Origin of the sequence: Aureibaculum koreense (assembly GCF_034296135.1) — a bacterium.
Classification (GTDB): Bacteria; Bacteroidota; Bacteroidia; order Flavobacteriales; family Flavobacteriaceae; genus Aureibaculum.
Window position 1 is genome coordinate 228,750 of sequence record NZ_JAXKVV010000003.1, and the last position, 15,119, is coordinate 243,868.

Annotated in this window: 15 protein-coding genes; 1 reads left to right on the forward strand and 14 read right to left on the reverse strand. The window is 33.5% G+C overall.

Annotation, left to right across the window (positions count from 1 at the left end):
- Positions 1-11 precede the first annotated feature (11 nt).
- Complete coding sequence (locus tag UMM65_RS04765; RefSeq protein WP_321975337.1) at positions 12-1,118, forward strand: efflux RND transporter periplasmic adaptor subunit; 1,107 nt, start codon at positions 12-14, stop codon at positions 1,116-1,118.
- Here UMM65_RS04765 and UMM65_RS04770 read toward each other — a convergent pair.
- From UMM65_RS04770 to ilvA, 14 genes are all read right to left on the reverse strand, one after another.
- Positions 1,115-2,011, reverse strand: a complete 897-nt coding sequence (locus tag UMM65_RS04770; protein ID WP_321975338.1) for a DUF6999 family protein — start codon at positions 2,009-2,011, stop codon at positions 1,115-1,117. The genes UMM65_RS04765 and UMM65_RS04770 overlap by 4 nt on opposite strands.
- A gap of 219 nt (positions 2,012-2,230) precedes the next feature.
- Positions 2,231-4,084: a beta-ketoacyl-ACP synthase III gene (locus UMM65_RS04775; RefSeq protein WP_321975339.1), complete on the reverse strand. Its 1,854-nt coding sequence runs from the start codon at positions 4,082-4,084 to the stop codon at positions 2,231-2,233.
- A 1-nt stretch (position 4,085) separates the two neighbouring features.
- Positions 4,086-4,811 carry a sterol desaturase family protein gene (locus UMM65_RS04780; RefSeq protein ID WP_321975340.1) on the reverse strand — a complete coding sequence of 242 codons (726 nt, stop codon included), beginning with the start codon at positions 4,809-4,811 and terminating at the stop codon, positions 4,086-4,088.
- 227 nt (positions 4,812-5,038) lie between these two features.
- On the reverse strand, positions 5,039-5,725 hold the full coding sequence (locus UMM65_RS04785; protein WP_321975341.1) for a head GIN domain-containing protein: 687 nt from the start codon (positions 5,723-5,725) through the stop codon (positions 5,039-5,041).
- A gap of 158 nt (positions 5,726-5,883) precedes the next feature.
- Positions 5,884-6,423, reverse strand: coding sequence for a DUF1697 domain-containing protein (locus UMM65_RS04790; RefSeq protein WP_321975342.1), 540 nt, complete (start codon positions 6,421-6,423; stop codon positions 5,884-5,886).
- A 12-nt stretch (positions 6,424-6,435) separates the two neighbouring features.
- Positions 6,436-7,209: a creatininase family protein gene (locus UMM65_RS04795; protein ID WP_321975343.1), complete on the reverse strand. Its 774-nt coding sequence runs from the start codon at positions 7,207-7,209 to the stop codon at positions 6,436-6,438.
- A 24-nt stretch (positions 7,210-7,233) separates the two neighbouring features.
- Complete coding sequence (locus UMM65_RS04800) at positions 7,234-7,794, reverse strand: DinB family protein (protein ID WP_321975344.1); 561 nt, start codon at positions 7,792-7,794, stop codon at positions 7,234-7,236.
- 115 nt (positions 7,795-7,909) lie between these two features.
- On the reverse strand, positions 7,910-8,506 hold the full coding sequence (locus tag UMM65_RS04805) for a pseudouridine synthase (RefSeq protein ID WP_321975345.1): 597 nt from the start codon (positions 8,504-8,506) through the stop codon (positions 7,910-7,912).
- A 17-nt stretch (positions 8,507-8,523) separates the two neighbouring features.
- Positions 8,524-9,039, reverse strand: coding sequence for a hypothetical protein (locus UMM65_RS04810; RefSeq protein WP_321975346.1), 516 nt, complete (start codon positions 9,037-9,039; stop codon positions 8,524-8,526).
- 52 nt (positions 9,040-9,091) lie between these two features.
- On the reverse strand, positions 9,092-9,889 hold the full coding sequence (locus tag UMM65_RS04815) for a hypothetical protein (RefSeq protein WP_321975347.1): 798 nt from the start codon (positions 9,887-9,889) through the stop codon (positions 9,092-9,094).
- Between the two features lie 128 nt (positions 9,890-10,017).
- Positions 10,018-11,016 carry a nucleotidyl transferase AbiEii/AbiGii toxin family protein gene (locus UMM65_RS04820; RefSeq protein WP_321975348.1) on the reverse strand — a complete coding sequence of 333 codons (999 nt, stop codon included), beginning with the start codon at positions 11,014-11,016 and terminating at the stop codon, positions 10,018-10,020.
- A 2-nt stretch (positions 11,017-11,018) separates the two neighbouring features.
- Positions 11,019-11,621, reverse strand: a complete 603-nt coding sequence (locus UMM65_RS04825; protein WP_321975349.1) for a DUF6088 family protein — start codon at positions 11,619-11,621, stop codon at positions 11,019-11,021.
- 317 nt (positions 11,622-11,938) lie between these two features.
- Positions 11,939-13,516: an NADP-dependent glyceraldehyde-3-phosphate dehydrogenase gene (locus UMM65_RS04830; protein WP_321975350.1), complete on the reverse strand. Its 1,578-nt coding sequence runs from the start codon at positions 13,514-13,516 to the stop codon at positions 11,939-11,941.
- Positions 13,517-13,742: 226 nt separating this feature from the next.
- Entirely contained in the window at positions 13,743-15,002 is a 1,260-nt protein-coding gene (gene ilvA, locus UMM65_RS04835) for a threonine ammonia-lyase IlvA (protein WP_321975351.1), read from the reverse strand.
- Positions 15,003-15,119 lie beyond the last annotated feature (117 nt).

Consider the following 15,119-nt stretch of genomic DNA (forward strand, 5'->3'; position numbering starts at 1 on the left):
TAATTGTACCAATGAAAAAATCAGTAACCATATTTATATTACTTTTTATAGTGATAACCTTTGCGGGAGCAATGTATTATCTCTATACCAAAAATGCTGAAGATCCTGTGGTTTATAAAACCGAAAAACCCACCACACAGACAATAGTCAAAAAAACTGTGGCAACGGGGAGCATTTTACCCATAGAGGAAGTATTGATAAAACCCAATATCTCTGGGGTTATACAAGAAATATATGTTAAAGGTGGCGACAATGTTAAACAGGGAGATTTAATCGCTAAGATTAAAGTAATTCCGAATTCATCATCGTTAAACAACGCTAAAAATGCAATTCAATCCAACAAAATTGATTTGGACAATCAAAAACGAAATTACGATCGCCAAAAAGCTTTATTCGATAAAGGTGTTATTTCCAAACAAGAATTAGAACAGGCGGAAGTGGCTTACAACCAATCAAAACAAAGTTATAGTGCCGCAAACCAAAATTATGAAATCGTAAAAACAGGTTCTACCCGTGGATTAGGAAATTCTGCAAATACCTTAATAAGATCTACCGTTTCGGGGATGGTACTGGAAGTGCCGGTAGAAGTTGGAAATCAGGTAATTGAAAGCAATAATTTTAATGAAGGTACAACCATTGCTTCTTTGGCAGATGTAAATAAATTAATTTTTGAAGGTAAAATCGATGAGTCCGATGTTGGTAAAGTTAAAGAAGGATTGCCATTAGAAATTACCGTTGGTGCGGTTGAAAATCAAGTTTTTGATGCTACCCTCGATTATATTGCACCCAAAGGAAATTTAGAAAACGGAGCCATTCAATTTGAAATTGAGGGAATTCTAAAAAAACAAGACAGTACTTTTATCAGGGTAGGTTTAAGTGCCAATGCTTCCATCATTTTGGCTAGAGCCGATAGTGTACTTGCTATCAAAGAGGCTTTGGTACAATTTGACAAAGACACAAAGGCACCATTTGTTGAAGTAAAAAATGGTAATGGTTTTGAGCGAAAAAACATAACCTTAGGCGTAAGCGATGGAATTCAAGTTGAAATTAAAGATGGGATTTCTAAAAATGATGAAATTAAAGTTTGGAATCAGTTAAAGGAGGAAGATGTGAATTAAGCCGACTTTGGCGTCATCACACCGTCGTTAGATTTTCCTAATTTTAAATTGACCAATATTTCGTGTAAAGTTTCTGAGGCCAAACCATGCAATACCAATCTATAGGCAGCACTATATGTAGTGGCTGGCACCATAGGATGCTTGTTGTTGACCAAACCTAAATGTCCCGGTGTACCTAAAATTTGGGCTGTATAAATGGCAATTGTTTCATCTAATTGTAACGAATTTGATGCCCTAACAAAATCATTTGCCGTTAAAAACAATTGATAAAATGGTGTAAATAATTCTATCGCCGAGCGTAAATCTAAAATATTGGTCCACTTGTTTGGAAACTCAATATGGTCAAATTGATCTTCTGTAATCATTGACAAATCTAAATTCTTCTTCTCCTTAATAGTTAATTGTTTCATCTTCAATTCGCTATTCAAATTGATAACAAAGTTGTATAAATTCAAATCGTGCAATAAGAATAAATCATCTTTTACTTCCTCAAAATTCTTAGGTCTTAATGGACTCGATTTGGTTTCTACACCATCAATATTTGCAACTATAAATGCTAAAATATCGCTGCCTACATGAAAATGCCTAAAGATTAATAAATTGGCATCAGGGCTTACCCAAGTTTTTAATCCCCAAGCCAACATTCTGTGCAGAATTTTAGACGAATTGAACAATTTCGGGAAAATAAACTTAAAAATATGAATAAAAAACATTGTTATTTTTGACCATAATTGAACAAACGGCAATAAATACCGAGCCGATTTGGAATTATTATCACGCATCAACGCTTGTTTAGTTTTCTCGTTAATCGGAATACTGCTATCTAAATACATTGCCAACCAAGGGTTTGGATCGCGACTATCATGTTTTGAAATATCTAATTCGTTTGACATTTTTTGTTGTTTTTGTGTTTGTGGTTATTCTGTTTCGGGTTAATTAGTTATTCTGAATCGTTGATAGTATAAATAAACTCAGTAAAAACACCCCTAATGAGCTTCGCTCTGTATCTTCAATGAAAATATATTTTCATTTCAATAATCCTCAAGGGGACAATACTCATGCTGAATTCATAACATAGTTTTCACTTCGGTTTTCCAACTTCCAGCTTTTTATTAATAATTCCCCAATTCCGCCAACTGCATTTCATATAACTTTGCCGTTGTTTTTGCTGTTTTGGCTATTTGTTTTGCCAACTCCATATTCATAAATGGGTGATTTAAAGCTTCTTCCAGTTGATGGAAATGGTTTTCATCAGCAACACCATGATAGGTGAAAAATGAAACTTGATCTTTATTTAATTTCAATTGATCTTTAATCATTTCGCCCCAATAACCCGCCAATCTTTTACCGATGCCTTCAATAATAAACATGGCTCCCAACAAATCAATCGGATTATTTTTACTAGCTTGTTGAAACATAAATGAGGTCAGTGCTACACTTCCAATATTTTTATTTCCTGTTTGGATGTCTTCTAAAGATTCGCCTAAAGCTACAAAATTTCGTTCTAAGATTTGAAAATCTTTGTGTTCTGTAGCGGTATGTTTAATGAATGCCGAACGCAACTCAAACAATTCAATATCTATATTTGAGGCTGCTCTTGATATCCATTGCGAACCATCAATAACTTGTTGGCGTAAATCGTGTACTAACAGTTTATAATCATCAAATCTTAATTGTCCACTGTGGATTTTTGATACGATAGGTACTTGCAACAATTTTGTTTCAAAGTCAATCCAAATCTGAGTGAGTTGACGTACTAGCCATTCAGATGTCGGGTTCGTTTCCACTATCAATTCAGGTGCTTCTATTTTTCTAGTAGGATACATTTTGGTATTTTCATCTTGACCAACAACGGTCAATTGCATAAAAGAAGTGATAAAACGACCACTTTCAGGCACCATGCACAAAATAGTTTCCCCAGCTTTTAACTTGCCAGAATACAACAATTCTTCCAACATTATATAAATAGATGCAGCTCCGGTATTCCCTTTTGTGGTTAAATTACTGAACCACTTATCATCTGAAATAAAGGCTCCACCTTTGGTCATTAAATCCTTTATGGGTTTTTTAAAATATTCAGAAGAATAATGGCAACACAACCAATCTGTTTTATCAGGATTGACCATTCCTTTGTCAATCAATTCAAAATAGTGGGCCACACCTACTTGAATTACTTTATCTAATAATCTGATGTCCTGTTTTAGATTTATCGCTCCAGCCTTCGAGGCCGATTCATAATCTGCGTAATCCAACCAAGTCGCTTCTTTTTCATTTTTGTTGTCGTTTTTTCCTGTAAACATACAGACAGGAAATTCATTGGCATGAGATTTTAATTCCATCCAATCAATTTTCAGTGATAACCCTTTAGCATTTCTTTTATTGGACAATACCATCGCTCCTGCTCCATCTGAAAGCATCCAACGTAAAAATTCAGTATCAAAAGGTACTGATTTTTGTTGTTGCCCGTCAAATCTTGACCCTTTAAATAAACGGCTCGCAAACTCGCTTCCCACCGCTACAGCTTCTTGCTTTTCTTTATATTTTATTTGTGTAAATGCATTTTTTAATGCCATCATTCCACTTGAACAAACACTTTGAAAACTTGCCAGTTCGCATTTATCGAAATCCGTCAAGGCATGAACCATACTTGCAAATCCCGGAACGGGCAAATCGCCTTGCGTTGTACCCGTTGAAAGCAATTCTATTGCCTTTGCATCTACTCCACTTTTCTCTAATGCTAATTTTATGGAATTAGCAGCGAGTTCAGCATTGCTATGCGTACTTTTTTGGTTCTTATCAAGAGCATAATGCCTAGTTTTAATTCCGTTCTGCTTTAAAATTCGGTCTTTAACCGCACTTTTTTTACCATTGATAACACCCAAATAGTCTTCCATTTGGTTATTATCAATTGGTTTATTCGGTAAAAAAGCACCGATTCCTGTAATATATACTTCTTCTTTTTTCATATTAATGTTTCTTAATATAGCGTTGGTAAAATTTATCCAATGCGTTAGATGCAAAACCGTAATTATCCCTCCCTCTTGAATGATGTTCGTTATGAAACGTTCCAAAAAGCTTCCATGAATTTCCGTAACCATCTCCAAAACGGTAATTGCAATGTCCAGCATAATTCAGTAAAATACTGGCAAGGGGATATAGAAAAACAGCAATGATAGAAAATGGTACAAATGGCATTATGGTCAGTGGAACGGTACTCAACAAAAAAGCTTCAAACCAATGAAAACTATAGACCGACCAAACCGTTGGCACTCTAGATTGATGATGCACAAAATGCACCCGCTTCATAAAAAAAGGCAAATGCATGATTCTGTGTACCACAAAAAAGTGAATTTCGTTCCAAACTGTCAATACCACAATTCCTATAATGATATTCAAAAAAGTATCTGGCAACAATGTAATTTTGCCAATTCTGATTAAATAAATAATAGGTAAGACTGAAAATCCGAAAATGACAATGGATTTAAAGGAATGTTTGATTTCAAAAATCAATTGTTTTCGTTTTACCTTTTTATTGATAATTTTATGGAGAATGCCCTTTTTGTTTAAGAGTTTACAAACCGATAAAAACAATGGTGCCAACACAAAATACAAGAACAGAAAATATACGAACGTTAGTCCGTACAAACTAAAGTAAGAATAGTCATAAATAATAGTTTCGATAATCTGTTGCATTGTTTGGGTTGGTAAACTGCTGAAATGTTATCCAAACAGTTTAAATATCATTACAAATATAGAGTGAAGCTTTAACCCATTACCCCCTGAATTCAGTTATTGGGTTTATTTTAACAAAAATCATTTTTAAATTTACAATATTATAATCGAATATGTATTTAAAAAGTGAAGCCGTAAACTAGGTTTACAGCTTCACTTTTTTAGATATACTACGAATGGATTAATAATTACATATCTTTTCTGACAATAATTTCTCCTCCAAGTTTTTTGTCCTCTTTCACTTTTTTGGGATTACCGAAAATCTCAATAGTACCACCTGCGTTAACCGTTGCATCAACATAATCTTCAGCATTTACAAAGGCTTTTCCACCCGCAAAAATAGTAACATCGGCACGATTGGATTCTAACGCTTTACCGTGAAACTCGCCACCGGTCCTAATCAAAACATCTTGATTATCCGTTTCTCCATTTACTGTTATAAAACCACCGGTTACCGCTTTTATGTTTACGTTTTTAGCATCAATTTTTACGTTGATTTTTGCTCCTTCTTGAGAGCGTAACGATAAATAGTTAGACTCTATTTCATCCTCAGAAGTAATCGTCGCTCCTTCGTTTGCATCTATTAATTTTAAATCTTCGGTGTGGTAAATTGTAACTTTGGTTTCGTTACCATCAAGGAATTTTTCAATTTCCATACGTACTTTTAATAAACCATCTTTATTGTCAATTGCCACTTTATCAATATCATCACCGGTTATTACCGCTTTGTTATAAGAGGCTTTTACTAAAGTAATATTTAGTTGGTCGTAACCTTTTATTTCGTTAAATTTTTGTAAATCCTTTGTTGCTTCTTGGGCAAACAATGTGGCACTTGCCAACACCAAAACAACAAATAGTGCTTTTATATTTTTCATCTTTTTAATATTAGAATCTGCTTTACAGATTAATTAAACTTCTTTTTTCCGATTATTACAAATGTAAGAAGAGAACAACTCTTTGCTTGCCGTTATTGAAACAATCATTGACGCATTTGTCAATATAAATTTGAAGAAGTGAAAAACAATATTATATGTTAATTACCCGATAATTCAATTAATTTTAAAACGGTTTTCCAATTTCTAGTAGTTGCGGTTAAATTTAGTTTCTTCTCAATAATATTATTGTCCAATTTCGAATCGCTCAATTTGGAATTAAAACAGAGAAAAACAACATCGCCAATTACGGTAAATTTGTCTTTATTGAAATCTGTGTTTTCCAATTTCTCAATGGCTGATTCATTAGGGATTTCTGACAAGAAAGTAACATAAAGCTGGTTTATATCAACATTTTCATCCTTTAAATAGGGATTGTTATCGATCAAATTATGAAAATAATTTACGGTTCTAACCAAAACGGGAACATCAAATCCGTATTTTTCATGAACTGCTTTTTTCATGGCTTTTTCAGCATCTTTCTCTGACATGGTACTTGAAAAAATAACGTTACCACTTTGTATATAAGTAATTACGTTTTGTAAACCCATTTTTTCCAACAATTGCTTTAAATCAGCCATTAAAATTTTACGGTGTCCTCCAACGTTAATACCTCTTAGAATGGCTATATACTTTGTCATTTTACATATATTTTATTGGTACATATTTTCTTTATCCAAATTACAGATCTCAACTAAAACATTACCTATTTTCTCGGTAACATCTTTAAAAAATTGAGCTCCCTTTTCTTTGGTTGCTTTTTTAGGGTTACCAATTCCAGTATCTTTACTCACCCTAGACCATGGTCTTTCTGTCCATAACCAAGATTCAGAAAAAGCTTTTACTTTATGCTTATTCTCACTTCCATCACCAGCTTCCTCAAGTGGTAATACCAATTCTGGTTTTAGATGTAAAATCAAACTTGTTTCCATTTCATCGGCATGGTCTCCTTTATTTTCAAAATACTTCTCCTTATCCATAGCTTGAAACCAATTGGAAGTACATAAAAACATATTGGGGTATTTCAATCCTAATTCTCTCAATAAAGTTTTAAAATCATTACCACCATGGCTATTGAAAACTAATAACTTATGAATACCCTGTCTGTTTAACACTTCAATTATATCGCTTAAAATTGCCATCTGGGTTGATGGATTCATGTTTATATCTAGGTAAATATCACTTTGTCCCGTATTTACACCAAATGGAATGGTAGGCAGTACAATTAAATTTGCTCCTTTTTCATAAGCAATTCTCGCAGCTTCAGCTGCTATGTATTCTGACTCAAAATTATCGGTACCATAAGGCAAATGATAGTTGTGAGCCTCTGTAGCACCCCAAGGTAAAATAGCTAATTCTATGTCAGCATCTTTGAGGTGCTTCCAGTTGGTTTCTGCTAAGATATACGGTCTTATTTGTGGTTTCATTGTGGTATAACAGTATTTCTATTCTTAAAATCTTGAAGAAATTAGTGCAATTTGCCCCATATGATTGGCCTGATGTTCCATTACATGATACCATGCCCAATGGTTGTTCATACTGCTCCCTTTTACGTTGGCTTCAAACCATTTGTCATCTTTTGTTTTTAAAAGTCGTAACGTTTCTTTTCGCACTTCGTCCCAAATATCGAGATAATAATCAATAGGTTTATCCTTTAATTTCCCTCTAGCGTTCTCACCTAAACTCAAAGCAGTAGACCATTTTTCTTCATCTTTTTTAAATCCCCTATTTTCAAAAGTGTAGAGCTGATAGTACTTTTCAGTAGCTGCCAAATGGTAAATCAACGCTCCTATCCGGTTGGCATCCTCGTCCAATAAAAAGTCTGTTTCTTCTTGATTGAGATTAGCAATTCTCCGAGTAATTCTACTTTTTAAATCTTCTAACATAGAAACCATATTTCCTATTTGCGTGGAATAGCCTTTTTCTGCTTTAATGGTTTGTGCTTCGGTTGATATGGTAGATACCAACATAAATACTATTACAATTGAAATGAGTTGAATTTTATGTATCATAAGTTTAAATTTTAAGTCATTTTGGTAATTTTTTATCTGTTTTGGCTCCAATCTATATGTTTGGGATATTTCATCTAAACCAAGTTAGCTAATTTAATATTTTAATTTTATATGATTACTGGGTCAGTGTGTTTAAATCGATTACTTTCAAAACCTCACCTTTTTGTAGATCGTCCAACTTTATATTACCAATTCTTACACGAACTAAGCGTAACGTAGGAAAACCTGCGGCAGCAGTCATTTTACGAACCTGACGGAATTTACCTTCGGTAAGTATAATGCTTACCCAAGAATTAGGACGGTGACGGCCGATTCTTATTTTTGGGTCTGGTTCTGGTAAATTAATGGAGACTTTAAGTTTAGTTACTTCACAAGGTTTGGTTAGATATTTCTTACCTTCAAATCCTATTTCCATTCCACTTTTAATGCTTTCGATGGCTTCTTCGGTAATTTCACCATCCAGTTGGGCATAATATTCCTTTTCAATACCAGAACGGTTAATAGTGTCGCTTAATTTACCATCGGTTGTGATTAACAACAGCCCTTCTGACTTCTCGTCCAAACGACCAATGGGCATACTCCCTTCAGGAAAATTATACAGCTCACTCAAAAACCGTTTCTTTCGTAGTTGCCGTTCACTATTTGAACTTAATTGACTAAGCATACCAAAGGGTTTATAGAGTTTAAAGTGTTGGTGGATTTTTGGGGCCATATACTTTCAGCGATTTTCTACAAGTCGAGGGGTTCATCATTGAAAAGTTCAATTCCCTTTTTTGTCAAAAAGTAACATATTACGGACCCAATAATATTGTAAGGAACAGATAAACCAATAACAATCCATCCCATTTGAAATCCCCATGAAATTCCATAACTTACCATTTTTGAAATCCAATTTTCTGGAAAATAACCTGCTTGCATATCGTGATAGTGCCAAAGCATCCCTCCAAATGGTGAGCTGATAAGTACGGTCAAAACAATAATTAAAATCGTAATTATAATTTTACCTGATACATTTTTGCTTTTAAACTTATTTGCTAAAAGCGTTGCTAGTATGCCATAAAAAAAGCAAGGGATTAAAATATATAAAATCGGGAACTTCCAATGGTACAAGAACATCCTATAAAGTGACCCAAAAACACGATGACCAGGCATTATAACCCATAGTAAATAATACACTAAAGTCGCAAGAAAAAAACTCGAAACCCAATAAAATAGCAGTCGTTTAATTACTATATCGGTACGCATTAATGTATTAATTTTATTCGCTTTTTATTGTAGAATACAGAATTGAAAATAATTATTTTTCCTTCAATTGCTCTTTTAACTGCTTTTCAAATAATTTTTCAATATCAGCCTTACTTAGGTTCTCAACGTATTCAACATCATCTTTGTCATAATTACTAAAGAAAAAACTGCCATTTCCAGTCATAGTATAGTTTAAAATACTGTCCAGTTTAACTTTAAATTTACCGTCGGGTAGTTCCGTTATTTCTACTTTGGTTTCTATCCAAGTCCTTCTGTCAGGAACTTCAACTGTATATCTATATCCGCCCACTTTATCAGGTCTATAAAAGTACATTTTCATTGTTGTGGAATCTATTTTTGAAGTTATGGTTGTTTCAAAGTCCGATTTCAAATCATAACTGTGCGACATTCTTGGTTGTGAAGTGGCGATAAACGCAAAACAACAAATAGCAATAATAATGGGTTTAAATATTCTATTCATTTTTTTGACGCTCTTAAATTCCGATTTCCAATACTGATAAGAAAAAGGCAAAATAAACAGAGCGAATAAATCTGAATAATCTACAACACGGTTAATACCGATTCCGTTAGCGTGAGCAACATCAAAAAGTGGTTGTGAAAATTCCGATTTCCAAAACACAAATAAAATTCCTGTTAAAATGTAAATGGACTTAATTTTTTTCGGTAAGAAACAACTAAAGAAATAGGGGAACGCAAATAAGCCAGCGAAATCAGACAATTTACCTGTCAGATAATTATGGTATTCGTATTTCAAGTACAAGTCGTTAAGCAGTAACAGAAATACTGAAACCAGAAATAAAATTCTATAGAGGTGTTTTTCTTTAGCCACGGTTATTTATAAAAACTTTTTGTTATCTATTAAATTGCAAGATAACTTTTTTATATAGAACAACTACAGCTATTTTTATTGGTAAAGAATGTAAAGTCAGGGGGCTTCGCGTTTACTTAGGGATAGTTTTACTCTAAACCATTAATTCTATCGTTCAATTTTTTCAACTTTTTTATTAGATTCTCAAACGAATCAGTTTCTCCATAGAACATACTTTCTGTCATCGCCTCGTAATCTTTTTTGTAATAATCTATTATTTCTTTTGGCGGAATAAAGTTTAAAGTACTATATCTGTGATTATCATAATCCACCCAGGAAACTTTTGTCAATTTATTTCTATGTTCTATAATAGTATCATACAATTCTTTGTTAGTAATTGCTTTTTCTAAATATTCCGTTTCCATGAGTCGTGAAATATCATAAAGATGTCTGGTCATTCTTTCGCTTCTAATTTTTCTGTCTTTTGGTTTTTGAAATTCTTCATGTAATAAGAACATCTTTTCTATTAAAGTTCTGGTTGGAATTACGGTTGGTACATTTATTGGTTGGTCAATGAAGTTTTCTTTTGGATAGCTTTCACTTATAAGAGATGATAACTTTTTATTTTCGTATGGTTCAATGAGAGACCTTGAACTAATTTCGATTAATATTCTTGGTTGAAGATATTCTTTTTGCTCAACTATTGAATTATATCTTAATTCTATCGCTAATGGGTCTGTGTCTGATTCTTCAAATTCTGTAACACTTAATTCAAATTCTTTTACTCCATTTTTTAAAAGAGCTTCTTTAAGAAGTAAATGGAACTTTTCGTCGATATACTTACAGGATGTTTTTCTGAGATTCTTAACTTGTGCTCTACTTAATTCACCGTTAAAACCAAAAAATGCTCTGTCTATAGCTAAATCAATGTCTTCTGAAAACCTTTCTATTATTCCCCAAGCTTTACTGAGAGATGTTCCTCCTTTGAATACTATATGTTCAGCGACTTCTGTTGAAAATACAGCTTGCAAAGCTATCATTACCCATAAATCTTTTTCAACAGCAACTGGAAGCAACCCAGTTTTAGTACTTACTTGATTTATCACAATTCTTCTATCGTTCTCGCTTAATTTAAACCATTCCTCCATTTTTATTGTTCAATTAATTCTTTAATTATTTCGGCTATCCATTGAGGTGCAAGTTTTATATCATGTATCATGACATCTTCATCAACTGTTAATAATATCTGCTTTATTCGCTCTTTAACTTTTGAATCTATATTTTTTTGTCCTAATTCTTTTAAAGCTTGTATTACAAGTATGATTTTATCGCTTTTCACAGAAAGCAGTTTTGGCGAAGCTTTTTTAAATTTCACACTTCCGTTATTAACTTTTATTGACCTTGAAGATCCGTCAGTTAAGTAAACAACATTCATTGGCACTTGTGTAGATAATCCTAATTTATTTAGAGCATGTATTCCTGTAGGGATTATTCTAGCTTTATCTCTTTTAGCGATAGCTATCGCTATTTCTTCAATACTAGGATATAGAATTCCAAATTTCGGATGTCTTTTTGGATAAAGATAAATTCCGTGGGCTAATCTTAAAAGAAATTCATCGTCTTCTAATCTGTTTAAAGCTTGTCTAACTGCTGTGGAAGTTCCAAATTTAAAAAAGTTAGACGGGAAAAATATTTTTCCCGTTTTATAATTAGCAATTGCCTTTTTTACTTTATTTTCAACAGATACAGCCATTTTTAAATATAAAATCTGTCACAAATATAGTAAATAATTGTGACAAAATAGTATTGACTGTTTTGTGTTAATAGTGTTGTGTTATAGGGCAAAAGCATATAACCTTAGAAGACACAAGAGGTGAAGCTAAAGCTTCACCTCTTGTGTCTTCTGTAGTTTTTTAACATACCTAAGTTACAACTTTTTTTGAGAAAGTCAAGCTTTTTTATTACATGAGTGGTTCAGAAATTATCCGTAACAATTATATAAATGTATTGCATCTATACGTTTAATAATTACAAGATAAAATATTTTAGTAAAATTTTTGACAAAACCTCCTACAAAATATAATCCGTACTTATAAAATTAGATTTTCTAGATTTTAACAAATCTAACAAGATTTTATTATTATAGTCATTATCTTTTGAAGCCACAAAAGTCCTTATAGAAAAAGAACGTAAAGCATCGTGTACACTAAGCGTAGCTACTGCCGAATCTTTACGCCCTGTAAACGGAAAAACATCGGGGCCACGTTGGCAAGAACTGTTTAAATTTACTCTACATACCAAATTGACCAAGGTATCAATCAATGGAGCCAAGGTCTGTACACTTTGTCCAAATAAACTGACTTGCTGTCCATAGTTAGAATCTGCCATATCACTTAATGGCTCTTGAATATCTGCAAAAGGAATAATCGGTACAACGGGGCCAAATTGTTCCTCATTATATACTCGCATATCTTTATTCACCGGATATAATACCGCAGGGAAAATATAATTTTCCGTAGTTTCACCACCTTTTTTATTGATAATTTCGGCTCCTTTTGCTAAAGCATCATCAATCAATTCTTGAATATAAGCGGGTTTATCAGGTTCGGGTAAAGGGGTTAATTTTACACCTTCTTCCCATGGGTTACCGAATTTTAACGCATCAACTTTTTCTGCATAACGTTTATTGAATTCTTCTTGAATGTCTTCGTGCACATAAACCAATTTTAACGCGGTACACCGTTGCCCATTAAATGATAATGTACCAGCAATACATTCATTGATAGTCAATTCTAAATCAGCATCTGGCAAGATAATGGCAGGATTTTTAGCCTCCAATCCTAATACCAATCTCAATCTGTTTTTATTGGGGTGTTGGTCTTGTAACGCAATAGCAGATTTACTATTACCAATCAATGCCAAAACATCTATTTTACCGCTTTGCATAATTGGTGCGGCTACTTGACGCCCTCTTCCATAAACTATATTTACCACTCCCTTAGGAAAACTCTTTTGAAAGGCTTCCAATAAAGGAGAAATCAACAATACACCGTGTTTTGCGGGCTTAAAAATTGTCGTATTCCCCATTATTAAAGCGGGAATTAACAATGCAAATGTTTCGTTTAGCGGATAATTATAAGGTGCTAAACACAGCACAACACCCAAAGGTCCTCTGCGTATATGTGCATAAATTCCGTCCTCTTTAGAAAATTTTGCATTATCTCTGTCCAGTTGTTTGTATTCTTCAATGGTGTCGTAGATATAATCTACGGTACGGTCAAATTCTTTTTGAGAATCGGGTAAGGATTTACCGATTTCCCACATTAAAAGCTTCACTACCTCTTCCCTTTCTTTCTTCATCAACTCTACAAACTTTTCCATACAAGCAATACGCTTTTCTACCCTCATCGTTGACCAATTTCCCTGGCCTTTATCATAGGCATTGCAAGCAGCTTCAAGTGCTTCAATGGCTGTTTCTTTTTCCATGTACGGAATTGTGCCTAGCAACGTTGGTTTGTAAGTTTCTGTTGTAGATATAGTAGAAAACACTTCAGTAGTTTTACCTGTCCATGTTTTTAACTCACCATTAATTAAATATTTTTTTTGATGTAATGGTGTTTTTATTTGGTATTGCGTTGGAATGTTCATGTTGGTTTCATTTTAAAAAGTAAAATTACCATTTTAAAAAATAAAGAAAGATGCGTTTTGCAAAAAACAACTATAACGATGTAATTTCTAATAATGATTATGAGATTCTTCACTCGCCTTAATTCTCCCCTGATTGATAACCATTTCTTTGCTCGCTCTGAATGACAGAAGGAATAATAACAGAACCAACTAATCTACTAAACTCATCAACATCTAAACTATTTATTTATACCAAAAAGTCAAATAGATCAGGTTTGTTGTTTATATATTCTCCAAAGAAATTACGGGCCTTCATCCTAGTGATTAACGGTTCTAAATCCTCTTCGTTTTTCAATTCAATTCCTACCACGGCCGGGGCATTTTCTTTGCTGTGTTTTTTAGAATATTCAAAGTGTGTAATATCGTCATTTGTTCCTAAAATTTCAGCAACAAATTCTTTTAAAGCACCTGCTCTTTGAGGAAACCGGATAATGAAATAATGCTTTAAATTGGCATATAACAATGCCCGTTCTTTAATTTCTGATGTTCGGGTAATATCATTATTACTACCACTGACAATACATACTACATTTTTACCTTTAATTTCGTCTTTAAAAATATCTAAAGCCGAAATAGACAATGCCCCGGCGGGCTCAACCACAATGGCATCTTTATTATATAAATCTAAAATAGTCTGACACACTTTCCCCTCTGGTATAGTAATCATTTTATATAGATTTTCCCTGCAAATTTCAAAAGGTAATTGACCAACCTCTTTTACCGCTGCTCCGTCAATAAATTTATCAATAGTTTCTAATATCACTACATTATTATGTTCCATTGCCGTTTTCATTGAGGGTGCTCCCTCTGGTTCTACACCGATTATTTTGGTGTGTGGAGATAAAAACTTAAAAACACTGGATAAGCCCGAGGCCAATCCACCACCACCAACAGGTAAAAAAACATAATCAATAGGTACTTTATATTGTTCAATAATCTCTAAACCAATTGTCGCTTGTCCCTCAATTATTTTTATATCATCAAAAGGGTGTACAAATGTTTTATGTTGGTCCAAACACAGTTTTTTAGCACTATTTGAAGCGTCATCAAAAGTATCGCCGATCAATAGCACTTCAACAAAATCACCACCAAACATTTTAACTTGTTCTATTTTTTGTTTTGGAGTGGGTGCAGGCATCACAATAGTGCCTTTTATTTTTAACTTATTACAGGCGAAAGCAACACCTTGTGCGTGATTTCCCGCACTGGCACAAACAATTCCATTTTCAGTTTCCTTGGTGGATAACGAACTTATTTTATGGTACGCACCCCTGATTTTATAACTCCTTACCTGTTGTAAATCTTCACGTTTCAATAAAATATTAGCACCAAACTTTGAGGATAGATTAAGATTCTTTTGCAAAGGCGTTTTTATAGCCACTTCTCTTAAGATTTCAGCGGCTTGTTTGACGGATTTTAAGGTTATTATTTGTGGGTTCGGACTCATTTGATTTTTTATGTTTTAAACTTAATGAAGGAAAGATACGAAAAAGACCTACAAGGTTTTCCTCCTTCGCTCAGAAACAAAAGCTTCGGCGGACAAGTAAAAACCTTGCAGGTCAGT